This is a genomic window from Limnohabitans sp. 103DPR2, from assembly GCF_001412575.1.
In the GTDB taxonomy this organism is placed as follows: domain Bacteria; phylum Pseudomonadota; class Gammaproteobacteria; order Burkholderiales; family Burkholderiaceae_C; genus Limnohabitans_A.
The window spans coordinates 1,277,022-1,301,073 of record NZ_CP011834.1 but is presented as its reverse complement, the minus strand read 5'-3'; the positions used below and the strand labels follow the sequence as shown (position 1 = coordinate 1,301,073).

At 53.8% G+C, this 24,052-nt stretch carries 22 protein-coding genes; 15 read left to right on the top strand and 7 right to left on the bottom strand.

From position 1 onward, the window contains the following. Nucleotides 1-72: 72 nt before the first annotated feature. From L103DPR2_RS06410 to L103DPR2_RS06395, 4 genes are read left to right on the top strand one after another with little or no spacing between them, the layout of a single operon-like run. A complete protein-coding gene (locus L103DPR2_RS06410) occupies nucleotides 73-612 on the top strand; it encodes a methylated-DNA--[protein]-cysteine S-methyltransferase (protein ID WP_055360270.1) in 540 nt (179 codons plus the stop codon). Continuing rightward, nucleotides 612-1,523 carry a DMT family transporter gene (locus L103DPR2_RS06405; protein ID WP_055360269.1) on the top strand — a complete coding sequence of 304 codons (912 nt, stop codon included), beginning with the start codon at nucleotides 612-614 and terminating at the stop codon, nucleotides 1,521-1,523. The genes L103DPR2_RS06410 and L103DPR2_RS06405 overlap by 1 nt, the downstream gene beginning before the upstream one ends. Nucleotides 1,524-1,530: 7 nt before the next feature. Continuing rightward, the gene (locus L103DPR2_RS06400; RefSeq protein ID WP_082466738.1) at nucleotides 1,531-2,529 is read left to right on the top strand and encodes a tripartite tricarboxylate transporter substrate binding protein; all 999 of its coding nucleotides are present in this window, start codon (nucleotides 1,531-1,533) and stop codon (nucleotides 2,527-2,529) included. Nucleotides 2,530-2,531: 2 nt separating this feature from the next. Then, a complete protein-coding gene (locus L103DPR2_RS06395) occupies nucleotides 2,532-3,752 on the top strand; it encodes a flavin-dependent oxidoreductase (RefSeq protein WP_055361897.1) in 1,221 nt (406 codons plus the stop codon). On the opposite strand, the gene L103DPR2_RS06390 is transcribed toward L103DPR2_RS06395, so the two are convergent. From L103DPR2_RS06390 to ompA, 4 genes are all read right to left on the bottom strand, one after another. Next, nucleotides 3,716-4,795: an RNA methyltransferase gene (locus tag L103DPR2_RS06390; protein WP_055360268.1), complete on the bottom strand. Its 1,080-nt coding sequence runs from the start codon at nucleotides 4,793-4,795 to the stop codon at nucleotides 3,716-3,718. The genes L103DPR2_RS06395 and L103DPR2_RS06390 overlap by 37 nt on opposite strands. Before the next feature lie 47 nt (nucleotides 4,796-4,842). After that, nucleotides 4,843-5,511 (bottom strand): HAD-IA family hydrolase, encoded by a 669-nt coding sequence (locus L103DPR2_RS06385; RefSeq protein WP_231717697.1) that lies wholly within the window; start codon nucleotides 5,509-5,511, stop codon nucleotides 4,843-4,845. 8 nt (nucleotides 5,512-5,519) lie between these two features. Beyond that, on the bottom strand, nucleotides 5,520-6,260 hold the full coding sequence (ubiG, locus tag L103DPR2_RS06380) for a bifunctional 2-polyprenyl-6-hydroxyphenol methylase/3-demethylubiquinol 3-O-methyltransferase UbiG (protein ID WP_055360267.1): 741 nt from the start codon (nucleotides 6,258-6,260) through the stop codon (nucleotides 5,520-5,522). Between the two features lie 92 nt (nucleotides 6,261-6,352). Continuing rightward, nucleotides 6,353-7,000 (bottom strand): outer membrane protein OmpA, encoded by a 648-nt coding sequence (gene ompA / locus L103DPR2_RS06375; protein ID WP_055360266.1) that lies wholly within the window; start codon nucleotides 6,998-7,000, stop codon nucleotides 6,353-6,355. Nucleotides 7,001-7,226: 226 nt separating this feature from the next. Between ompA and gyrA the strand changes: the two genes are divergently transcribed. From gyrA to L103DPR2_RS06325, 10 genes are all read left to right on the top strand, one after another. After that, the gene (gene gyrA / locus L103DPR2_RS06370) at nucleotides 7,227-9,887 is read left to right on the top strand and encodes a DNA gyrase subunit A (protein ID WP_055360265.1); all 2,661 of its coding nucleotides are present in this window, start codon (nucleotides 7,227-7,229) and stop codon (nucleotides 9,885-9,887) included. Beyond that, a complete protein-coding gene (gene serC, locus L103DPR2_RS06365) occupies nucleotides 9,884-10,990 on the top strand; it encodes a 3-phosphoserine/phosphohydroxythreonine transaminase (RefSeq protein WP_055360264.1) in 1,107 nt (368 codons plus the stop codon). Before gyrA ends, serC begins: the two co-directional genes overlap by 4 nt. A gap of 39 nt (nucleotides 10,991-11,029) precedes the next feature. Next, a complete protein-coding gene (gene pheA / locus L103DPR2_RS06360) occupies nucleotides 11,030-12,127 on the top strand; it encodes a prephenate dehydratase (RefSeq protein ID WP_055360263.1) in 1,098 nt (365 codons plus the stop codon). Next, nucleotides 12,124-13,008 (top strand): prephenate dehydrogenase, encoded by an 885-nt coding sequence (locus L103DPR2_RS06355; protein WP_055360262.1) that lies wholly within the window; start codon nucleotides 12,124-12,126, stop codon nucleotides 13,006-13,008. Before pheA ends, L103DPR2_RS06355 begins: the two co-directional genes overlap by 4 nt. 10 nt (nucleotides 13,009-13,018) lie before the next feature. After that, nucleotides 13,019-15,046 carry a bifunctional 3-phosphoshikimate 1-carboxyvinyltransferase/cytidylate kinase gene (locus L103DPR2_RS06350; RefSeq protein ID WP_055360261.1) on the top strand — a complete coding sequence of 676 codons (2,028 nt, stop codon included), beginning with the start codon at nucleotides 13,019-13,021 and terminating at the stop codon, nucleotides 15,044-15,046. A 183-nt stretch (nucleotides 15,047-15,229) separates the two neighbouring features. After that, nucleotides 15,230-16,918: a 30S ribosomal protein S1 gene (rpsA, locus tag L103DPR2_RS06345; protein ID WP_055360260.1), complete on the top strand. Its 1,689-nt coding sequence runs from the start codon at nucleotides 15,230-15,232 to the stop codon at nucleotides 16,916-16,918. Between the two features lie 92 nt (nucleotides 16,919-17,010). Then, nucleotides 17,011-17,322 (top strand): integration host factor subunit beta, encoded by a 312-nt coding sequence (locus L103DPR2_RS06340; protein ID WP_055360259.1) that lies wholly within the window; start codon nucleotides 17,011-17,013, stop codon nucleotides 17,320-17,322. 98 nt (nucleotides 17,323-17,420) lie between these two features. Next, nucleotides 17,421-17,711 carry a LapA family protein gene (locus L103DPR2_RS06335; protein WP_055360258.1) on the top strand — a complete coding sequence of 97 codons (291 nt, stop codon included), beginning with the start codon at nucleotides 17,421-17,423 and terminating at the stop codon, nucleotides 17,709-17,711. Beyond that, the gene (gene lapB, locus L103DPR2_RS06330; RefSeq protein ID WP_055360257.1) at nucleotides 17,701-18,858 is read left to right on the top strand and encodes a lipopolysaccharide assembly protein LapB; all 1,158 of its coding nucleotides are present in this window, start codon (nucleotides 17,701-17,703) and stop codon (nucleotides 18,856-18,858) included. Before L103DPR2_RS06335 ends, lapB begins: the two co-directional genes overlap by 11 nt. 120 nt (nucleotides 18,859-18,978) lie before the next feature. Further along, nucleotides 18,979-19,308: a ComEA family DNA-binding protein gene (locus L103DPR2_RS06325; RefSeq protein ID WP_055360256.1), complete on the top strand. Its 330-nt coding sequence runs from the start codon at nucleotides 18,979-18,981 to the stop codon at nucleotides 19,306-19,308. 82 nt (nucleotides 19,309-19,390) lie between these two features. Here the strand turns inward: L103DPR2_RS06325 and L103DPR2_RS06320 are convergent, their stop codons facing one another. From L103DPR2_RS06320 to L103DPR2_RS06310, 3 genes are read right to left on the bottom strand one after another with little or no spacing between them, the layout of a single operon-like run. After that, on the bottom strand, nucleotides 19,391-20,806 hold the full coding sequence (locus L103DPR2_RS06320; protein WP_055360255.1) for an amidase family protein: 1,416 nt from the start codon (nucleotides 20,804-20,806) through the stop codon (nucleotides 19,391-19,393). Nucleotides 20,807-20,814: 8 nt separating this feature from the next. After that, entirely contained in the window at nucleotides 20,815-22,008 is a 1,194-nt protein-coding gene (locus L103DPR2_RS06315) for a M20 aminoacylase family protein (protein WP_055360254.1), read from the bottom strand. Next, nucleotides 22,005-22,991 carry a tripartite tricarboxylate transporter substrate binding protein gene (locus tag L103DPR2_RS06310; protein ID WP_055360253.1) on the bottom strand — a complete coding sequence of 329 codons (987 nt, stop codon included), beginning with the start codon at nucleotides 22,989-22,991 and terminating at the stop codon, nucleotides 22,005-22,007. Before L103DPR2_RS06310 ends, L103DPR2_RS06315 begins: the two co-directional genes overlap by 4 nt. Nucleotides 22,992-23,140: 149 nt before the next feature. Between L103DPR2_RS06310 and L103DPR2_RS06305 the strand changes: the two genes are divergently transcribed. Next, nucleotides 23,141-24,052, top strand: a complete 912-nt coding sequence (locus tag L103DPR2_RS06305) for a LysR substrate-binding domain-containing protein (protein WP_197274913.1) — start codon at nucleotides 23,141-23,143, stop codon at nucleotides 24,050-24,052.

Sequence of the window (24,052 nt, the reverse complement as noted above, 5' to 3'; positions counted from 1 at the left end):
TACCAACCTATAAGAGGTGCAAACAGGACTCCATTGTAGGTGGATGCGCCCTAAATCGGATACGATTGCCGCATGCAATTTCATCGCCAAACTTGCTTCAAACAGATCCAAAGCCCTTGGGGGCAGATCACCTTGTCTGCCAGTCCGGATGGCCTGAATGGCGCTTGGTTTGAGGGTCAAAAACATTACCCCAACATCAGCACTTGGCAAGAATCGCCCCACAACGCCACGCTGCGCAAAGCAGAAGCATTGTTGCGTGATTACGGCCAATCTCAATTGCCACGCCAACAAGCCGCACGCCAATGGCTCAAGAGCCTTTCCCTTGACCTCAGCGGCGGCACAGCGTTTCAACAAGCTGTTTGGCAAGCGCTCCTGAGCATTCCACATGGCGCCACTTGCAGTTATGGCGAGTTAGCCGCAGCCATTGGCAAACCCAGCGCCGTCAGAGCAGTGGGCACAGCCATTGGTCGCAATCCCATCAGCATTTTGATCCCATGCCACCGGGTGCTGGGTGGCCAAGGGCAACTCACCGGCTACGCGGGCGGTCTTTGGCGCAAGCAAGCGCTGCTGCAACTTGAAAACGCGTTAAGGCCTTCGTCGGTCGCCAAATAATGACAACACTTCAAGACAACTCGCAAGATTGGCGAGTTGATTACCTTTTGCTGGCTGCTTTGTGGGGCTCTTCGTTTTTGTTCATGCGGATGGGTGCCTCCGAGTTCGGCCCCTTGGCAACGGCATGGACGCGCGTCTTTGTGGCCACTTTGTTCTTGAGCCCGTTCATGCTGCAACAGGGTCACTGGCCTGTTTTTAAACAACACTGGAAACTGGTGCTTGGCTTAGGTGCCTTCAATTCAGCACTGCCTTTTGCCTTGTTTGCTTACGCGGTGATGCACATCTCAACTGGCCTTTCCGCCATCTTGAATGCAGCAGTCCCCTTGTTTGCTGCTTTGGTTGCATGGCTCTGGCTTGGCGACCGGCTGAACCGTTGGCGCATTGCAGGTTTGATCATTGGTTTTGTAGGTGTCTCTGTCTTGGCCAACAACCAAACCACCGACCACAGCGCCGCCAACCCAGATGCAAGTGCCTGGGGGCAATACACGGCCATCGCCGCTTGCTTGTTGGCCACCATTTGCTATGCCATCTCGGGCAGTTTTACTAAAAAGTTTTTGCCCAATCTGCCGCCCTTGGTTTCAGCCAGCGGCAGTCAATTGGGCGCCACCCTGGCACTGACCTTGCCAGCCTTTTGGGCCATGCCCTCCGTGATGCCAAGCCTCAAAGCTTGGGGTGCCCTGATGGTACTTGGCGTGGCTTGCACTGGCATTGCCTACATCCTCTACTTCAGATTGGTGAACCGGGCTGGGCCGGCCAAAGCCTTGACGGTGACTTTTTTGATCCCTGTCTTTGCCCTGATTTACGGTGTGGCTTTTTTGAACGAAACAGTCACGCTGAGCATGGTCTTGCTGGGCGTGGTGGTCGTTTTTGGCACAGCCCTGTCGAGCGGAATTTTTCCGAAAGTGAAATAATCAAAACATGAAACGTCGAACATTCTCTAGCCAACTGATTTTTTCTTTGCTCGCCGGCGCCTTGGCCGCCACACCCGCTTTGGCGCAAAGCACACCGCCTGCCGCATTGACCCAAACGCAAGCGCCCATCAAATTGATTGTGCCCTTCACACCGGGTACAGGCATTGACCTCATTGCGCGCACAGTGGGTCCTCGACTTGCGCAGCGCTTGGGCAGACCGGTGGTGGTCGAAAACAAAGTAGGCGCCTCAGGCAACATTGGCACAGAGTCGGTTGTGCGCGCCGCACCCGATGGTCAAACGCTGCTGGTCAGCGTCAACACTTTGGTAATGAACCGCAGCCTTTATGCAGGCCTCAGTTTTGACCCTGTGAAAGACCTTGCGCCTGTCATCTTGACGAGCTGGGGGCAACTTTTGTTGGTCACCCATCCCAAGTCTAATTTCAAAACAGCTGCTGAATTGGTGGCTGCTGCCAAGGCCAATCCTGGTCGCATCAATTACGCTTCCCCTGGTGTGGGCACACCGCATCACTTGTCGATGGAATTGTTCAAGAACACAGCCCAAGTGTTTCTAACGCACATCCCCTACCGCGGCACTGCGCCTGCTGTTTCTGATTTGTTGGGCGGCCAAGTGGATGCCATGTTCTTGCCGATCCATGTGGCCTTGCCTCAAATCAAGGCCGGCAAACTGGTGGCTTTGGGCATTGGCAGCGATCAACGTCACCCCCTCCTGCCCAACGTGCCGACACTGGCTGAAGCCAAAACAGGCAAGGTGAATGTGGACATGTGGTACGGCATCTTTGCGCCCAAAAATACACCCAACGACATTGTCCAAGCCCTGAACAAAGAGATCAAAACCATCTTGGCCAGCGAAGAAATTCAAAAGGCTTTTCAGCCTCAAGGGATGGACCCCGCCAACAGCACCCCCGAAGAGTTTGGCAAGCTGGTTGAAAAAGACGCAACGCGCTGGGCCGATCTGATCAAGGCCCAAAACATCAAAGGGGAATGAGCATGAACATCGCAATTGTGGGCGGTGGGATTGCCGGCCTGAGTTTTGCCTTGGGCTTGCATCAAAGAGGCATTGACTGCGATGTCTTTGAAAGTGTGATGGACGTCAAAGAAATTGGTGTTGGCATTACCCTGCTCCCCCACGCCATGCGTGAACTGTCAGCGCTTGGAGTGCAAGCTGAACTTGAAGCAGCCGGCATTGAAAATCTCGAAAGTGTGTTCTACACACAGCATGGCCAGTACGTTTACAAAGAGCCACGCGGCCGCCATGCCGGTTACACCTTGCCAGAAATTGGCATTCACCGCGGCAAATTGCATCGCATTTTGTTCGAGGCCGCAGTCAAGCGCTTGGGAAAAGACAAAGTTCACACAGGCATGCGTTGCACAGGCTTTTCACAAGACAAAGATGGCGTGCAGCTTGAATTTTCTAACGCCCACACACAAACCGCCGAAACGCACACCGCTCAAATTGCTGTGGCCTGCGATGGCGTCAATTCAGTCATCCGCAAACAAATGCATCCGCAAGATCAGCTTTGCTTTGCGGGCATCAACACTTGGCGCGGTGTCACCGTTCACCCGCCCATCCTCACTGGCAAAAGTTACCTGCGCATTGGCACTGTGGAAACCGGCAAGATGGTCATTTACCCCATCATTGACAACGTGGACGGCAAAGGCAATCAACTCATCAATTGGGTGGCCGAGTTGCAAAAACCCAATGCAGTCATGAACGATTGGAACCGCGCTGGCGATCCAGCGGTTTGCGCTGAAATCTACAAAGACTGGCACTTTGACTTCTTGGACGTCCCCGAGTTGATCATGAAGGCCGACAAAGTATTTGAATATCCCATGGTGGACAAAAACGCCCTGCCGTTCTGGACACAAGGCCGCGTCACTCTGATGGGCGATGCCGCCCACCCCATGTACCCACGCGGCTCCAATGGTTCAGCGCAGGCCTTGATTGATGCCAGAACTTTGGCAGAACAACTCAGCCAACACGCTGACCCCCAAGAGGCGCTCAAATCTTATGAAAGCTTGCGCTTGGCACCCACGGCCAAAGTGGTTGAAACCAATCGGAGTGTGCCGCCCGACTTCATCATCATGAAAGCAGACGAACTCAGTGGTGGCAAACCTTTCCGGCACATTGACGACCTGATCAGTCAGGACGAATTGCGTCAAATTTCAGACCATTACAAAACGGTTGCTGGCTTTGCTTTGACGAAGTGAATGGGCGAGGTCCCGTTCATAACGGGTGGCTCATTCAATGCAGATTGAAGTTCACGCGCTCTCAACTGTCCACACCCCCCCTCCACATCTTGACCGGCTGAATTTCTCAGCTTGGTCAAAATGCCGCGGCGGTGCAAAGTGCGCGCCATTTCTGCAGCCCGCTCCCACGAAGGCCGCTTGAAGGGCAAGTCATCGATGGCGTTGTAAGGAATCATGTTCATCAAGGCGTATTTGCCTTTGAGCAAACGAACGATGCCCTCCAACTCTTCTTCAGAGTCGTTCACACCTTCAAGCAATGTCCATTGGTATTGAATGGGGTAACCGGTTTGGCGCGCATACACCTCTGCCGCTTCGACCAATTCTTCGGGCGACATTTTGGGTGCACGCGGCAACAATTGCGCGCGCAAATCGGCACGTGTGGTGTGCAAAGACACAGCCAAGGCTGGCTTGACCAAACCCATTGGCAAGCATTCAAACACACGGGGATCGCCGACGGTTGAAAACACCAAAGACTTGTGGGCGATGTTGCCCACAGTGCCCAATACCTCAATGGCTTCCATCACATTGTCCAAATTGTGCGCAGGCTCGCCCATGCCCATGAAGACCACTTTTTTGACAGGTCGGTGTAACCTGGCAAAAGCAACCTGCGCCACAATTTCTGCACTGCCCACCTGACGAATCAAACCATCTCGACCGGTCATGCAAAACACACAACCCACGGCACACCCAACTTGTGATGACACACACAAGCCGTCGCGTGGCAAACCAACGGTTTCCAAGGTTTGTCCGTCTTGCAAAGCCAACAGCCACCGAACCGAGCCATCTTCGGCAGGATGCGCAGATTGCAAACGCAACAAGCCGTTCAAGTCGTCCGTCAGTTGCGCCAAGTCCTCGCGCAAAGCCGTCGGCATGAAACTCTCTAAGGGACGTCGGCCACTGTTTTGCGGTTTGGCTTGCGCCCACAATCGCAAGATACGCAGCTCGTGTGCAGGCCTTGCACCCAAGCGACGCACCCGCTCGCGGATGGCTTGAATTTGAGACATCGTCATGTCAAGTCGCGCCACACATCAAGCTGTGCAAAGCCAGTCACTCAAACAGACAGCAAGTCCAGCAAGTGCTGGGGCGCATGAATTTGTGCATGAGCTTTCCATGACGCAATGTCCGATTGACTGCCCAAATAGCCGTAGGTTGCAGCAACCGTTTTCATGGCTGCGGCATGACCCGCCACAATGTCGCGCTCATCATCGCCGACATACACACAGCGCGCAGGATCGATGCTCAAACGCTTGGCGGCTTCCAACAAAGGCGCTGGATGCGGTTTGGCATGCGGCGTGGTATCACCACTGATCACCACCGAGGCGCTTGCAAACAAGGGCATGCCTTGCGTCAGCGGCTCCGTAAATCGCTTTGACTTGTTGGTGACCACGCCCCACGGCAATTGTCGCGCCACCAAGGCCTCGATCAAGTGTGCCACACCCTCAAAAGCAAAGGTGCGCTGGGTCATGCACGCTTCGTAGTTTTGGAAAAACTCTTCTTTCATGGCCTCGTAATCAGGATGATCGGGTGTGAAGCCAAAGGCCAAGCCAATCATGCCGCGAGCGCCTGCACCGGCCATGGGACGGTAATGCGACAAAGGCAAAGAAGACATGCCGCGGTCAACACGCATCTTGTCAACGGCCGCGCCTAAATCAGGCGCACTGTCGATGAGGGTGCCGTCTAAATCAAACAACACCGCCTGAACATTTTCAAATTTCATCATGAATGATCTCAGGCTGGATCGAATGGCTTTTGCGTGGCCATCAAATAGTTCACGTCGGTGTCATTGCCCATGGCATAGACCTTGGTGAAAGGGTTGTAACCCATGCCCTTCATTTGCATCACATCGAGGCCAAAGGCGCGAACCCAATCGGCCAGTTCACTGGGCTTGATCATGCGGGCATATTCGTGCGTGCCTTTGGGCAACAGATTGAGCACATACTCAGCCCCGACCACCGCAAACAAAAATGACTTGGGGTTGCGGTTCAAAGTTGAAAAGAACACCCAGCCACCCGGCTTGACCAATTTGGCGCAAGCCTGAACGACCGCAGCAGGATCGGGCACATGCTCCAACATTTCCATGCAGGTGACCACATCAAATTGACCAGCTTGTTCGAGTGCCAAGTCTTCCGCGCTTATTTCTCTGTACTGCACGCCTTGCGTGCCAGCCTCCAACGCGTGCAACTGCGCCACTTTCAAAGACTTCACCGCCAAATCGGCACCCAGTACTTGTGCACCTTGTCTGGCCATGGCGTCAGACAAAATGCCGCCACCACAACCGATGTCGACCACTTTTTTGCCAGCCAATGGCGCCAAACTTTGAATCCAATTCAAACGCAAAGGGTTGATTTGATGCAGCGGGCGGAATTCGCTTTCTGTGTCCCACCAACGATGGGCCAGTTCAGAGAATTTGGCCAGCTCTGCAGGATCTACATTGGCGCTAGAAAATTTGGAAGAATGGGGTGTGCTCATAGACAGCATTGTCTCCGAAAGTAAAAAAGCCTCCCGAAGGAGGCTTTTTGGTGTTCAAACATAGGGTTGACTTGCATCAACCCGAATGTTGATTACTTGTTAGGGCGTGTACCCACAACTTCGATTTCCACGCGGCGGTTTTTAGAACGGCCAGCATCTGTCTTGTTGTCAGCAACGGGTTGCTTTTCGCCCTTGCCTTCTGTGTAAACGCGGTTTTTCTCGATGCCCTTGGTCACCAAGTAAGCCTTGACAGCGTCAGCACGCTTCACAGACAACTTTTGGTTGTAAGCATCAGAACCGACGGAGTCAGTGTGACCCACAGCAATGATCACTTCCAGGTTGATCGCTTTAACTTTGCCAGCCAAGTCATCCAATTTGGCTTTGCCGTCAGCTTTCAAGACTGATTTGTCAAAGTCAAAGAAGGTGTCAGCAGCGTAAGTCACTTTGGTGGCGGCAGCTGGTGCGGGTGCTGGAGCGGCTGGTGCAGCAGCTTTGGGGGCTGGTGCGGGGGCAGCGGCTGGTGCGGGGGCAGCAGCTTTAGGGGCAGCAATAGCGCCATCGCAACCAGCAGCAGCTGTAGCGGGTGTCCAGTTGGCATCGCGCCAGCAGTATTCAGCTGTGCCGTTTTTCCAGGCCATTTCGCCTGTGCCGTTGCGCCAGTTGTCTACGGATTGTGCACTTGCAACGCTTGCCAAGGCAGCTGAAGCCAACACCATTGCCACTTTGTTGAATTTTTTCATGGTTCTCCTCATGGGATTAATACCGCAGACATCCTGCGAGAAAAGAGACGTTTTGAATGACCATCACTCAAAACGTTGAAATGATTGTGCCATAGCTCTGAGGCAATTCCCCAATTTGGTGAAAAGCCCTTGCAAGCGATCTTATCAATCTGAGCAATGTGTTGCAAATCAACGACACTCTTTGGACCTAAAATGGCAGTCTTTCACCCAGCGCGCCTGACCCCTCATGACCCAGTTTGCCAAAGAAACCCTTCCCATCAGTCTAGAAGAGGAAATGCGCCGCAGCTACCTCGACTACGCCATGAGCGTGATTGTGGGACGCGCCCTGCCTGATGCACGAGATGGCCTCAAGCCAGTGCATCGCCGTGTGTTGTTTGCCATGCACGAGTTGAACAACGACTGGAATCGCGCTTACAAAAAATCTGCACGTATCGTGGGTGACGTGATTGGTAAATACCACCCTCACGGCGACCAATCTGTCTATGACACCATCGTTCGCATGGCGCAAGATTTCTCCATGCGCCACATGCTGGTCGACGGCCAAGGCAACTTCGGTTCGGTGGACGGCGACAACGCCGCGGCCATGCGATACACCGAAATTCGCTTGGCCAAAATTGCCCATGAAATGTTGGCCGACATCGACAAAGAAACCGTCGACTTTGGACCCAACTACGACGGCTCTGAAAAAGAACCTTTGGTCTTGCCCAGCCGTATTCCTAACCTGCTGGTGAATGGCTCTGGCGGTATTGCGGTCGGCATGGCGACCAACATTCCACCCCACAATTTGAACGAAGTGGTTGACGCTTGCTTGCATTTGCTGCGCAACCCCGAAGCCACCATCGACGAGTTGATGGAAATCATTCCCGCCCCCGACTTCCCTACGGCCGGCATCATTTACGGCATCAGTGGCGTGAAAGAAGGCTACCGCACAGGCCGCGGCCGTGTGGTGATGCGCGCCAAGTGCCACTTTGAAGACATCGACAAAGGCCAGCGCCAGTGCATCGTGGTGGACGAGCTGCCCTACCAAGTGAACAAGAAGACCTTGCAAGAACGCATGGCCGAATTGGTTCACGAGAAAAAGATCGAAGGCATCAGCCACATTCAAGATGAGTCCGACAAATCAGGCATGCGCCTGGTCATTGAACTCAAGCGCGGTGAAGTGCCTGAAGTGGTGTTGAACAATCTGTACAAACAGACGCAACTCCAAGACACCTTTGGTATCAACATGGTGGCCCTCATTGATGGCCAGCCCAAGTTGTGCAACTTGAAAGACCTCATCAGCGTGTTCTTGCAACACCGCCGTGAAGTGGTCACACGTCGCACGGTGTTTACGTTGCGCAAAGCGCGCGAGCGTGGTCACGTATTGGAAGGTTTGGCCGTTGCACTGGCCAACATCGACGAGTTCATTGCCATCATTCGCAATGCGCCCACACCGCCTGTAGCCAAAGCCGAGTTGATGACCCGCCGTTGGGACAGCAAGCTGGTCCGCGAAATGCTCACACGCACTCGCGCCGATGGTGGTGCTGTCAATGCAGACGACTACCGTCCCGATGGTTTGGAAAAAGACTTCGGCATGGGCAACGACGGCTTGTACCGCCTCAGCGACACGCAAGCCCAAGAAATTTTGCAGATGCGTTTGCAACGCTTGACCGGTCTGGAACAAGACAAGATTGTGGTTGAGTACAAAGAAGTGATGTCTGAGATTGAAGACTTGCTCGACATCTTGGCCAAACCAGAACGCGTCTCCGTCATCATCGGTGAAGAGCTGGGTGAGTTGCGCCAAGAATTTGGTCAAACCAAAGTCGGTGCACGCCGCAGCTTCATTGAAAACAACGCCCAAGATTTGGCAACTGAAGACTTGATCACGCCGACCGACATGGTGGTCACCCTGTCTCACAGCGGTTACATCAAGAGCCAACCTTTGTCTGAATACCGCGCCCAAAAACGCGGCGGTCGCGGCAAGCAAGCCACGGCCACCAAAGAAGACGATTGGATCGATCAGCTCTTCATTGCCAACACGCACGATTACATCTTGTGCTTCTCCAACCGTGGCCGTTTGTACTGGCTCAAAGTGTGGGAAGTACCTGCGGGTTCACGCGGTTCACGCGGCCGACCCATCGTCAACATGTTCCCCTTGCAAGAAGGCGAAAAGATCAATGTGGTCTTGCCTTTGACAGGCGACATGCGCAGCTTCCCTGCCGATCATTACGTGTTCATGGGCACCTCCATGGGCACTGTGAAGAAAACATCTTTAGATGAATTCAGCAACCCTCGCAAGGCCGGCATCATTGCCGTTGACTTGGACGAAGGCGACTTCTTGATTGGCGCCGCTTTAACGGACGGCAAGCACGACGTGATGCTTTTCAGCGATGGCGGCAAAGCCGTGCGCTTTGATGAAAACGATGTGCGCCCCATGGGTCGCAATGCACGTGGCGTGCGCGGCATGATGCTCGACGAAACACAAAGCGTGATTGCCATGCTGGTGGCCGAAGACGAGCAGCAAAGTGTGCTGACCGCCACCGAAAACGGTTTCGGCAAGCGCACCTCCATTGTGGAATACACACGCCACGGCCGTGGCACCAAAGGCATGATTGCCATCCAACAATCTGAGCGCAACGGCAAGGTGGTGGCAGCCACTTTGGTTCGCGCCGAAGACGAGATCATGCTGATCACCGACACTGGCGTGCTGGTTCGCACGCGCGTTTCCGAAATTCGTGAAATGGGACGCGCAACCCAAGGCGTCACACTGATTGGCCTGGACGACGGCGCCAAATTGTCTGGCTTGCAACGCATCGTTGAAAACGACGCCAACGCGCACGATGACAGTGAAGCTCAAGATGCTGAAGGCGACGCTGGCGAAACCGCTGAAGGCAGCGCCGCCGAATGACGAGGCCTTACAACTTTTCTGCCGGCCCTGCTGCCATTCCCGATGCCGTCTTGATTCAAGCCGCCAGCGAAATGCTGGACTGGCATGGCAGTGGCATGGGCGTGATGGAAATGAGCCATCGCGGCAAAGAGTTCATGTCCATTTACGAAGAAGCAGAAGCCGATCTTCGTGAGTTGTTGGCAGTGCCCGCCAACTTCAAAATCTTGTTCATGCAAGGTGGCGGCATTGCAGAAAATGCCATCGTGCCTTTGAACTTGTCGCAAGAAGGCACGGTCGATTTTGTGGTCACCGGCAGTTGGAGCCAAAAGTCATTCAAGGAGGCTGCGCAATTTTGTACGCCTCATTTAGCGGCCAGCGCGCAAGGCTCAAAATTCACCACCATCCCCACACCTGATGAATGGCAACTGAGTACGAACGCCAGCTATGTGCATGTTTGCACCAATGAAACCATCGACGGCGTTGAATACCATTCCCTACCCGACCTGAAAGCCTGGGGCAGCAACGCCCCCTTGGTGATTGATTTTTCTTCGCATGTAGCCTCACGCAGCATCGACTGGTCCAAAGTCGGCTTGGCGTTTGGCGGTGCCCAAAAGAATCTAGGCCCTGCAGGTCTTACCTTGGTGGTAGTTCGTGAAGATCTTTTGGGCAAAGCCATGAAGCATTGCCCCAGTGCGTTCAATTACAAAATGGTGGCCGACAACGGCTCCATGTACAACACGCCTCCCACCTATTCCATCTACATTGCCGGTCTGGTTTTCAAATGGTTGAAAGCACAAACAGAAAATGGCATGACGGGTGTGGCCGCTATGGAACAGCGTAACATCGCCAAGGCCAAGTTGCTCTACGACTACCTTGATCAATCCCAGCTTTACGAAAACCGGGTTGACAAGTCATGCCGCTCCCGCATGAACATCCCCTTCTACTTGCGCGACGAGTCTCGCAACGATGCTTTTCTAGCAGGCGCCAAATCCCGTGGTTTGCTACAACTCAAAGGTCACAAATCGGTAGGCGGTATGCGCGCCAGCATTTACAACGCCATGCCGATTGAAGGCGTTGAAGCCTTGGTGGCCTACCTCAAAGATTTTGAAGCCACGCAAGCTTGAACTTGCCCTGGGCAATCTTCCACACAACACTGATTCACCATGACGCAACCTATTCAATCTGATGCATTGGGCGAATTGCGAATTCAAATTGATTCGCTGGATCAACAGTTGTTGAGCCTCTTGAACCAACGCGCCAAAGTTGCCGAAAAAGTTGGCGAAATCAAACGCGCAGAAGGCTCGCCATTTTTCCGGCCTGACCGCGTTGCCCAAGTCATTGCCAAAATTGAGAAGGCCAACCAAGGCCCTTTGCTCAATGCGCACGTCGCGTCCATTTGGCGAGAAATCATGTCCGCCTGTTTGGCACTTGAGGCGCCTCAACGTGTTGCGGTACTAGGCCCCCAAGGAACTTTTTGCGAACAAGCTGCCGTTGAATTTTTTGGCAGCGCCGCCAACCTCATTTATTGCAACAACTTCGACGAAGTGTTCCACGCCACAGCCGCTGGCACCGCACAGTTTGGCGTGGTGGGCATGGAAAATTCCACTGAAGGTGTGGTGGCCAGATCGCTCGATTTGTTCTTGCGCTCACCCGTTCATGTGATTGGTGAAGTTAGCTTGTTGGTGCGTCACAATTTACTGCGTCAAACCGACAACCTGAAAGACATTGAAGTGGTGTTGGCGCATCCTCAGGCCTTGGCCCAATGTCAGACTTGGCTCACACAACACTTACCGCATGTCGAGCGCCGCGCAGTTTCTAGCAACGCCGAAGGCGCGCGTTTAGCGGCAGAAAACCCCACTTGGGCCGCACTGGCCAGCGAGCGTGCTGCCTCTCAATTTGGTTTGCACATCGTGGCCCATGCCATTCAAGATGAAGCCACCAATCGCACGCGCTTCGCAGTCATTTGTTTGCCGCAAACCTTGGCCACACCCCCTGCTTCTGGCAAGGACTGCACCAGCTTGGTCGTGTCGGTACCTAACAAACCAGGTGCCGTGCATGACCTGCTCATGCCTTTGAAGAACAACGGTGTGTCGATGACCCGCTTTGAATCTCGTCCAGCCAAATCAGGTCAGTGGGAATACTATTTCTACATCGACATTCAAGGCCACATTTCGCAACCGCACGTTGCGGCAGCCCTGCAAGAACTGCAAGGTTTGTGCGCCTTCTACAAGGTGCTGGGCTCCTACCCTATTCCCGAATGAAATTCAGCAAAGTCGCTCTCATTGGCTGCGGTCTGATGGGCGGCTCGTTTGCCTTGGCCGCTCGAAGAGCAGGCTGGGCACCCCACATTGTGGGCTATAGCGCCTCCGCGTCATCGCGCCAAAAAGCACTTAGCCTGGGCGTGATTGACTTGGCCGTCGACAGCATGGCCGAAGCGGTGACGGATGCAGATTTGGTTTTATTGGCGGTGCCCGTCAAGGCCACAGAAGCCTGCTTCAAAGCCATCGCCCCTGCCTTGAGTTCAAATGCCCTGCTGATGGACGTGGGCTCCACCAAATCAGACATCGTGGCTGCAGCCCTTGCAACACTAGGAGACAAACTCCCGTGCTTCGTGCCAGTCCACCCTATCGCTGGCAAAGAGGTGGCAGGCGTTGAACATTCAGATGCCGATTTGTACCAAGATCGCGCGCTCATCGTCACGCCCATGCCCAGTTCGGGTTCCATGCAAGTTCAATTGGCCAAACAAATTTGGAAGAGCTTGGGCAGCTACATCACTGAACTCACGCCTGCAGCGCACGATGCGGCCTTTGCCGCAGTGAGCCATTTGCCGCACGTTTTGTCTTACGCCATCATTCGTGGCATTTTTCAACAACACAATGGCCCCGACTTGATTGCGCTGGGTGGCCCTGGTTTCAGAGATTTCTCGCGCATTGCTGCCAGCGATCCCGTCGTTTGGCGTGACATCTTGAGCACCAATCGCGAGCAAGTCTTGCTTCAGATTCGCCATTTCAAAGACGCATTGAATGACTTTGAACAAGCCATTCAAGCCAACGACCCTCAAGCGCTTGAAGAGATGATTCGTCAAGCCAGTGACCTGCGATTCAATTGGCGCATGGGCGCTACCCAGCCATCAGAAGAATAAACACGCCAACATGTTTGCAACTGCGTTTCTCGACCTTCCCTCTTTGCAACAAGCTGGTGGCACTGTCACCTTGCCAGGCTCCAAAAGTATTTCCAATCGCGTGTTGTTGTTGTCTGCCTTGTGCGCAGGCAGCACTTGGGTACACGATCTGTTGGACTCAGATGACACGCGTGTCATGTTGGCCGCATTGCGTCAACTGGGTTGCGGCGTTGAGCCAAAGGCGGGTACCCACAGCGTTTGCATCACCGGCTTAGGACAAAGCACTTCCAACGGCCAATCCGCTGGCTTGAAGAAGCCCACTGAAGCCATTGAATTTTTCATGGGCAACGCGGGTACCGCCATGCGCCCTCTCACTGCTGCTTTGGCTGTGATGGGCGGGGACTTCACACTCAAAGGTGTGCCGCGCATGCACGAGCGGCCCATTGGCGATTTGGTCGATGCACTGCGCCTCTTGGGTTGTCACATTGATTATTTGGGCAACGAAGGCTATCCGCCTTTGCGCGTACGCACACCCCAACTTCAACTCGACAAGCCCATTCAAGTGCGCGGCGATGTGTCAAGCCAATTTCTCACGGCTCTCTTGATGTCGCTGCCTTTGGCTGCCCAAAAAGACATCGTGATTGAAGTGGTGGGCGAGCTGATTTCCAAGCCCTACATTGAAATCACCTTGAACTTGTTGGCGCGCTACGGCATTGATGTGAAGCGCGATGGTTGGCAACGTTTCACCATTCCCGCGGGAAGCCACTACACCTCGCCGGGCGAAATTCACGTCGAAGCCGATGCCTCATCGGCCAGTTATTTCATTGCCTTGGGTGCATTGGCCGCCACAGACAAAGCGGTTCGCATTCAAGGCCTAGGCGCATCGTCCATTCAAGGCGACATTCGCTTCATGGATGCCGCAGCCCAAATGGGTGCTCGCATTGAAAGTGGCCCCAACTGGCTAGAGATCAAACGGGGTGCTTGGCCCCTCAAAGCCATCGACTTGGACTGCAACCACATCCCAGATGCCGCCATGACCTTGGCCGTGATGGCGCTTTACGCCGATGGCCCCACCACCCTTCGCAACATTGCCAGCTGGCGTGTGAAGGAAACCGATCGCATTGCGGCCATGGCCAAAGAAGCACGCAAGCTGGGTGCGCAAGTGGAAGAAGGTCCCGACTGGTTGCGCATTCACCCTTTGCCAACAGGGCAGTGGAAAGCCGCCAGCATTCACACTTACGACGATCACCGTGTGGCCATGTGTTTCTCTTTGGCGGCCTTTAACGTTGACCAGCAAGCCGTGCGCATTGAAGATCCCAAGTGCGTGGCCAAAACATTCCCAGACTATTTCGAAGCCTTGTTCTCTTTGACGCAAACACCTTCGGACCGCATTCCAGTGATTTGCATCGACGGCCCAACCGCTTCAGGCAAAGGCACTTTGTCTAGCCTGGTGGCCCAACGGTTGGGCTATCACTACCTTGACTCTGGCGCCTTGTATCGGGTCACAGCTTATGCCGCATTACAGGCTGGCCTGAGCCTTGAAACAAGTAACGAATTGGCCATCGCCGCCCTCGCCGAAAAGTTGCCAGTCCGTTTTGAAGGCGACAAAGTCTTGCTCAATGAGCAAGATGTGACCGACGCCATCCGCAGCGAAGAAGGCGGCATGAACGCCTCCAAAGTGTCCACTTTGCCCGCCGTTCGGGTAGCCTTGGTGGCTCTTCAGCACAGCTTCCAGCGCCTGCCCGGCCTCTTGGCTGACGGCCGCGACATGGGCACAGTGATCTTTCCTGGCGCGCCTTTGAAGGTGTTTTTGACCGCCAGCGCCGCAAAAAGAGCCGATCGCCGCTATAAGCAATTGATTTCTAAAGGTTTTCAGGCTAAAATCGCCGATCTTAGGGCGGATCTAGAGGCGCGCGATGCACGAGACAGTTCTCGTAGCGTGGCCCCCTTAAAACCCGCACAAGATGCAATGCTGCTAGACAACTCAGATTTGAGCATCGACCAATCGGTGCGTCAGGTCCTTGACTGGTGGCAAAGCAAACAAGGCTTTCCTGTTTAAATTTCTTGTTTAAAACAGGCAGGCCTTGAACAGAGGCCCACAAAACACCCTCCGCGCTGCTTGCGCATTTGTTTTGTGGTTCATCAACTTAACCCGCGTGAAAACGCAAACAACCGCCGCATCTAGCCTTGGTAACGACGCAATATCGCAGTCGTCAGACCTTTTTGCGGATTAGGAACTTGAATGTCAGAATCTTTTGCAGCCCTATTTGAAGAATCACTGAAGCGCACGGAAATGCGCCCAGGCGAAGTGATCACCGCTGAAGTTGTTCGCATCGAACACAACTTCGTGGTTGTGAACGCCGGCCTCAAATCTGAAGCCTACGTACCCCTGGAAGAATTCAAATCAGATCTGGGCGAAATCGAAGTCCAAGTGGGCGACTTCGTGTCTGTGGCCATCGGCTCTATCGAGAACGGCTACGGCGACACCATTTTGAGCCGTGACACTGCCAAGCGTTTGGCATCATGGTTGTCATTGGAAAAAGCTTTGGAATCCGGCGAATTCGTCACTGGTACCACCAGCGGCAAAGTCAAAGGCGGCCTCACAGTTTTGGTCAACGGCATTCGTGCTTTCTTGCCAGGTTCATTGGTCGACACACGTCCTACCAAAGACCTGTCACCGTACGAAAACAAGACCATGGAATTCAAGGTCATCAAGTTGGACCGCAAGCGCAACAACGTCGTGTTGTCACGCCGTGCTGTGGTTGAAGCTTCGATGGGCGAAGAGCGCGCCAAACTGATGGAAAACCTCCGCGAAGGTTCCGTCGTTCACGGTGTGGTCAAGAACATCACCGAATACGGTGCTTTCGTTGACTTGGGCGGCATCGATGGTTTGCTGCACATCACCGACATGGCATGGCGCCGTGTTCGTCACCCTTCCGAAGTGGTGCAAGCCGGTCAAGAAATTACCGCCAAGATCCTCAAGTTCGACACCGAGAAAAACCGCGTGTCCTTGGGCCTCAAGCAAATGGGCGACGATCCTTGGATGGGCGTCAACCGCCGCTACCCACAAAGCACCCGCATGTTCGGCAAGATCACCAACATCGCCGACTACGGCGCGTTTGTGGAACTCGAGCCAGGCATCGAAGGCTTGGTGCACGTCTCTGAAATGGACTGGACCAACAAGAACGTGGCACCTTCCAAGATCGTGTCATTGGGCGACGAAGTCGAAGTCATGGTTTTGGAAATCGACGAAGACAAGCGCCGCATCAGCTTGGGCATGAAACAGTGCCGTGCTAACCCATGGCAAGAGTTCGCTCAAAACACCAAGCGTGGCGACCGCGTCAAAGGCCCAATCAAGTCCATCACCGATTTCGGTGTGTTCGTTGGCTTGGCCGCTGGCATCGACGGTTTGGTTCACTTGTCCGACTTGTCATGGAACGAAACCGGCGAAGCCGCAGTTCGCAACTACAAGAAGGGTCAAGACGTTGAAGCCATCGTGTTGGCAGTCGACGTTGAGCGCGAGCGCATCAGCTTGGGCATCAAGCAACTCGACGGCGACCCATTCACCACATTCGTGACAGTGAACGACAAGGGCCAAACAGTGACTGGTAAAGTCAAAACTGTTGACGCTCGTGGCGCTGAAATCGACTTGGGCGAAGACATCATTGGTTACTTGCGCGCTAGCGAAATTTCACGCGATCGCGTGGAAGACGCTCGCAGCTTGTTGAAAGAAGGCGACGAAGTCACTGCCGTGGTCGTCAACGTCGATCGCAAGACACGTAACATCCAGTTGTCTATCAAGGCCAAAGATGCTGCTGACCAAAATGAAGCCATGGCCACATTGAGCCAGCAGTCTTCACGCGAAAACGCTGGTACCACCAGCTTGGGCGCTTTGTTGCGTGCCAAGTTGGACAACAACGACGCAGCTTAATGATCTGCTGAAGAACAAAGCCTCTGGCCTGGCCCCTTCGGGGGTTGGGCGGAGGCTTTTTCTATGCGTCAACCCAACTCACTTTCTCTGACATGACCCGTTCCGACCTCGTTGAAGCATTGGCCGCCCGTTTCGAGCAGCTGACGCACCGTGACGCCGAATTCGCCGTCAAAACGGTCTTGGACGCCATGAGCGAAGCCTTGGTCAAGGGCCATCGCATTGAGATCCGTGGTTTTGGCAGTTTCACCATCAACCGCCGCCCACCCCGTGTTGGCCGCAACCCACGTTCTGGTGAAAGCGTGCAAATTCCAGAAAAACGCGTACCGCATTTCAAACCTGGCAAGGCACTGCGCGAAGCCGTTGATAAAAAGTCTCTCGACATCCTGCATGGCAAGGCTGAATAAGCCCGCAGCCCGCTCTGAATAAATCGGCCCATCCAAGGGCCTTTTTTGTTTCTGGGTGCAGCATCGCTTTAGAATGACAGGGCTGCCTGAGGCCATTCATGAAACAATTTCTCAAGCTGCTTCAGTGGACACTGAATGCGGCCGTCTTTTTTACTTTGTTTGCCTTCGCGCTGAACAATCAGCACGAAGCCAAGGTGTATTTCTTTTTTGGCACGCAATGGCGCTCTCCCATGGTGTTGATTGTTTTGATTGCTTTCGCTTTGGGCATGGTGGTGGGCGTGCTGGGCATGGTCCCTCGCTGGTGGCGCCAACGCCAAGCTGCCAAGGCCGTTCAAGCACCGGCATCCAGCAACGCAGAAGCCCAACCGGAAGTACCGCATGGAACTTGACCTCATTTGGATTTTGATTGGCCTGCCTGCAGCCTTCGGCCTGGGCTGGTTGGCTTCTCGACTTGACTTGCGTCAGCTGCGCATTGACAACCGTCAAGCACCCCGCGCCTATTTCAAAGGTCTGAACTTCTTGCTCAACGAGCAACAAGACAAGGCCATTGACGCTTTCATCGAGGCCGTCCAAAACGATCCCGACACCTCCGAGTTGCACTTTGCCTTAGGCAACTTGTTTCGCCGCCGCGGCGAATACGAGCGCGCCGTTCGGGTGCACGAGCACTTGCTGTCACGAGGCGACCTGAGTGCTGCAGACCGTCAGCGCGCACAAAACGCATTGGCCAAAGACTTTGTCAAAGCAGGCTTGTTAGACCGCGCCGAAGACGCCCTGCGCAAATTAGAAGGCACCAGCTTTGAAGGCCAAGCCAGATTGGCACGCTTGGCCATTTACGAACGTTCGCGTGAATGGCCTCAAGCCCGCGAAGTGGCCACCCAATTGGAAGCGTCTGGCGAAGTCAGCTTTTCTGTTCGCAAAGCCCATTACTTGTGTGAACAAGCGCGCGAACTCAACGCGAATGGCGATGCATCTGGCGCAGCGCAGTTGCTGCTGAACGCAATGACCGAAGCACCCGATGCCCCTCGCCCTCGCCTATTGCTAGGGCAGCTTCAGCTGAACCAAGGACAAGCCCAGCAAGCTTGCACCACGCTAAGCCAATTGTTTGAATCGGGTTCTGTGGCAGCACCTTTGGCCGCTGCAAGTTTGGTGCGTGCCGCTCAGGCGGCCCATCAGGTGCCTGCAGCTTTGTCCTTGCTTCAGCAACACTACGCCCAAAGCCCATGCATTGATGTGATGGACGCCATTGTGGCCTTGGAAAAAACTGGCCCCAACGCAGAGCAGCAAGTTAGGCAACGCTACATCGAGCACCTTCAAAAGCAACCCTCTTTGTTGGCCGCCTCTCGTTGGTTGGCAGGCGCCGATTTAGGTACTGACGACACGCGGGCACCGGTGCAAAAAGCCCTTGAGCAAGCTTCACGGCCTTTGGCGCGTTATCGTTGTGCGGCCTGCGGCTTTGAAGCCAAGGAGCATTTCTGGCACTGCCCAGGATGCCAAGCGTGGGACAGTTACCCACCACGCCGCGTCGAAGAACTCTAAAACACTTTCAAGGTGTTGCTTGCACTCACCTTGAATTGCAGAATGCACTTCTGCAGTTGAATCAGCAGTTGAATCGGGTTTGCATCACCGTTGGGGTGATGCCCAACTTAGGAATTCAACATGTTGAAAAAGATCTTAACCACCACCGCCCTGCTGTTTTCACTCAGCAGTTTTGCTGCCGTTGACGTCAACAAAGCAAGTGCCGCAGAATTGGATGGCATCAAAGGCATTGGCCCTTCTTTGTCGGGCAAAATTTTGAAAGAGCGCAACAAAGGTAATTACAAAGACTGGCCCGACTTGATGCACCGCGTCAGTGGCATGGGCGAGAAAAGTTCCGCCAAGTTTTCAGCACAAGGCCTCACGGTCAATGGTTCGGGCTATCAAGGGGGCGCAGCGAGCGAGCCCGCAAAAGCAAAATCAACCGACAAGCCTAAGTCGACCAAGTCTTAAGCAGGGATGGGCCGGGAATCCAAACCTCGGATGTGGCCAACCTCTTCGACCCAAGGCCTTGCGCAAACGCAAGGCCTTTTGTTTAAGAATTCAAAGCTGCAAGGTGCTGGATCGCAGAGAAATCAGAAGCACGTTCGATCAGTTCACCAGCTCTTAAAGCAATGTCCTCGCGAAAACGACTGGTGACAATTTGCACACCAACGGGCAATCCTGCAACAATGCCAGTTGGCACAGACAAGCCAGGTAAGCCGAGGACAGCAGTACTCAACAAGGGTGATTGCGCCAATAAAATTTCGCTCATCCGCTCTGCAGTCCGCTGATCATCGTCGATGGGGAATTGACGCTCCCATGAGTTGGGCATGAGCAAAACAGGATAGCGCTCAAAAAACACTGCCCAGTCTCGGGCAATGTTAAAGCGTCTCGTGAGCGCCTCCAGATTTTGATCTCTGTCCCAAATTGGATTGATGTCTAAATAATGCTGAAGCGCCCTTCGCAAGGCATCGTCACCTAACTGCTGCATGAATCCCGCACCAGCGCGTCGCATGTCATTCATGACCATGTGAAATTGCATGGCCGACACTTCTGCAAAGTGTGGCGGCTCAACTTCTTCCAACACATAGCCTGCGGCCTCTAGCCAATGCGCTGCTTGAGCCACGGCCTCACTGACACTGGGATCTACTTTTGAATGCGTCCAGTTTTTGAACACGGCAACACGCGTTGGTTTTTCACAGTCGGGGTTATCCAAAGGTGCAGGCACCCATTGCGGATCTAAAGCAGAACCACGCGACATCACTTTCAATGCCAAGCGAGCGTCAGCCACCGTTCGAGTGAGTGGACCTTGCACTGACATTTGCTGGTTGGTGATAATTCGATTGGGCGCACTTGCCTTGTACGAAGGCACACGTCCTACGGTGGTTCGCAAGCCCACCACACCACAAGCCCATGCCGGATAACGAATTGATCCACCATAGTCGTTACCGTGCGCAATGGCCCCCATGCCAAGCGCTGTTGCTGCCGCCGCACCGCCACTTGATCCACCCGGCGTGACCCCTGGGTCAAAAGGGTTGAGCGTTCGGCCGTGAAAACTGTTGTCTGTAAACCAGCGGAGTGAAAAGGCTGGGGCATTACTTCGGCCCACGATGATGGCGCCTGCATCACGCATCGATTGGACCAAAGGAGAGTCAGTGGTAGCGATGTTGTCCTTCAGTGCTTCTACGCCATCCGTTGTCGCTTCACCAGTCACATCCACATTCACTTTGATGGTGACGGGCACGCCATGTAAAAGTCCGAGCGATTTACCCTGGGCTTGTGCTGCATCAGCATCGTCCGCGTCTTTTAAAGCAGATACTGCATTAACTTTTGCCAAAGCATTGATGCTGGGGTTGATATCTTCAATCCGCGCAAGAACGCTCTCGGTCACCTGTCTGGCCGATATTTCTCGATGCGCAATGCGAGAGGCCACTTCGGTGGCGCTGAGTTGCCATAAAGCTTGAGTCATGGTATTTTTTAGTTTGTTAAGTAACGCTGCGTCAACAAAGCCCAATAGGCAGCACCCACAGGCAAAATTTCGTCATTGAAGTCATAGCCAGCGTTGTGCACCATGCAGGCATGTGCGAGATCTTTGGGGGATGAGGCGTTTGGTGCGACCCCATTGCCAATCATCAAGTAACTGCCCGGACAGTGATCCAGCATGAAAGCAAAGTCTTCACTCCCTGTAAGAGGACGGCCTTGCAAAGTGACGCCTTCATGGCCTAACAAGGCCACGCCCACGGCGCGTGCAAATTCGGTTTCAGCCCTTGTATTGACCAATACGGGGTAATCACGCTTGTAGTCAATCTGCGCTTGTAATCCGAAGCTTTGCGCTTGGGCAGTCACCAAATCCGTAATGCGAACTTGCAGTAGATCACGCACTTCGCGGTCCAGTGCACGCACGCTTAACTCTAAACGCGCAGAACCTGGAATCACATTGTTGGCTTTTCCAGACGCCAAGGCCCCAACCGTGATCACTCCAGTTTGCAAAGGATTGATGTTGCGAGAGACGATGGTTTGCAGGGACATCACAATGCTGGATGCCGCCACGATAGGATCTTGTGCCAAATGCGGCATGGCGCCATGCCCGCCCAAACCTGTCAAAGTAATGGTGACATCATCAGATGACGCCATGGCCGGGCCATCGATGAAGACCAACTGCCCCGCTGGAATGCCTGGCATGTTGTGCGCAGCGAAGATCGCGTCACAGGGGAATTTCTCAAACAGGCCCTGCTCAATCATGAGCTTGGCGCCCCCCGGATGTTCTTCTGCTGGTTGAAATATTAAATTCAAAGTTCCCGAGAAATCAAGTTCTTGCGAAATGTATTTCGCCGCTGCCATCAGCATGGCCGTGTGACCATCATGGCCACAGGCATGCATCAGGCCATCATGAAGACTGCAATGTGCAAAGCGATTGGTTTCTTGGATGGGCAAGGCATCCATGTCAGCGCGAATGCCCAAACGCTTTTTGCCCTGCCCCCGAACCAATTGCGCCACAAGTCCTGTTGTGGCGATACCTCGGGTGACGCTGAAGCCCCAACATTCAAGCTGTTCCGCCAACAAAGCAGAGGTTCGAAATTCTTGAAGCCCCAATTCTGGGTGCCGATGCAAATCGTGGCGTAGCGCGACGAATGGCGCTACGCGTTCACGCATAGCGTGCAACAAATTCATTGCGCTTGCAAGTTAATGGATTTGGCAATGCCCTGGTACAACTTGATGTCGTCGGCATAAGCCTTGCCCGCTTCATCGAGCCGCAAAGCGGGGGATGGGTCTTGCCCCATTGCAGCCATCGTGGCGACAAAGTCAGCATCAAACATCACTTTGGTCAGTGCTTTGTGCAAAGCCTCCACAATGGGCTCGGGTGTGCCCTTCTTCACGTAATAGCCACTTCCAATGGTGTAGTGAAATCCTTTGAGCAATTTGTTTTCATCCACGGATGGAATGTGTTTGATCAAACGTTGAGGCTCGCTAGACAGGACAGCAATGAATCGCAACTTGCCTTCTTTTTCCATGGCCACGTGAGGCGCGCCATAGGGTGTGATGAACAAGTCAATTTGCCCGCCCAACAAATCTTGCGAAATGGGCCCGCCACCTTTGTAAGGCACGTGCAACATCTCTGCGCCAATCTTTTTCGACAACTCTTCACCAATCAAATGATAGAAACTGCCATTGCCAACGCTGGCGTAATTGACAGGCTTACCCTCTTTGGCCATTTTTTGGATGTATGCCACCATTTCGTTGGCGTTCTTTGCAGGGAAGTCTTTGCGCGCCACGATGGCCATCGGCGCCAAAGCCATTTGCTGAATCAAGCGAAAATCTTCTGGCTTGTATTTCACCGCCTTCATGGCCAATGGCGCCAAAATCAATTCATTGGGTGAACCCTGAAAGATGTAGTACCCATCGGCTGGTGCGCTCAACACTTTTTGTGCCGCAATGGCACCGCCCGCACCGCCCAAGTTTTCAATGATGACGGGTTGCTTCAGTTCTAGCGCCAAAGCCTGGTTCACTTTTCGCGCAATGACATCCGACAAACCACCCGGTGGATAAGGCACCATCAACGTGACAGGTTTATTTGGATAGGTGTCAGCGTAAGCAGGTATCACAAGGGTGAGAATGCTGAGGAGCAGCAATTCCAGTGCAGAGCGTCGTTTCATGGCAGGGTCCTTTGGTGAGCGCTGAAGTAGCTCGAAGTTTGAAAAATCCATCCATCAGATACTAGGAACACCCAACGACAAACGGAAGGCTATAATTTTTCAGCATGACAACCAAAAGTTGTCATTTAAAAACTTTGATTGGAGTCACCATGAAGCTTCACCAACTTCAGGCACTTGTGGGTGTGGTTGAACATGGCAGCATTCGGGCCACCGCACGCGAAATGCACTTGACGCAAGCGGCCTTGACCAAGTCCTTGCGGACGCTAGAGGAAGATGTCGGCGTTTCTTTGCTGATCAGAAAATCGCGTGGCGTGGTGCTCACAGAAGCCGGTCAAAGATTACACGCCAGAGCCAAACTGGTCACACGCCAAATCACTTTGGCGCATGAAGACCTTAAACAGACACAAGGGGACGACACGGGCACCTTGCGGGTGGGAATTACGCCTTACCTCATGCTAACGGTGTTAGGCGATGCATTCATGTGGTTCAGGCGACGATACCCCAAAGTTCAGTTGCGTTTGGTCGAGGGCTTGGTAGCACGGGTCCTGCCCAGCTTGCGAGATGGATCTTTGGATTTTGCAATCGTGGCAGACAGCGGCGAAGTGATCCATACAGAATTTGATGCCACACGACTTCTCAAAGAACCTCAAAAAATAGTGGTCCGTCAGGGACATCCCATCTTGTTACAAGGCACCGCCGCCCGCTTGGCCGAATTGGAGTGGGTTTTGCCTGGCCCCTTCGCCAATGATTTGGACGATGGCTTGAATGCCATGTTCAAACAAGCTGGCGTCAAAGCCCCTGGTCTGATAACACGTTGCGATGCCATGGCAGCCATGGCCTTGGTGAGGCAGTCGGATGCTGTGAGCGTCATGCCTGCACCTTTGTTAGCGCAACCCGAATGTCGGGGCCTGGTCGAAATTTCCTTGCACAAACTGAGGCCTCCGCCGATTGAACTTGTACTGCTTGCACCACCCGATGTACCGCTGACACCGGCGGCAGCTTACTTTGCACGCTGCCTCACCGATGCCATCATGGCTCAACACATCAGTCGTCAGGTTTGA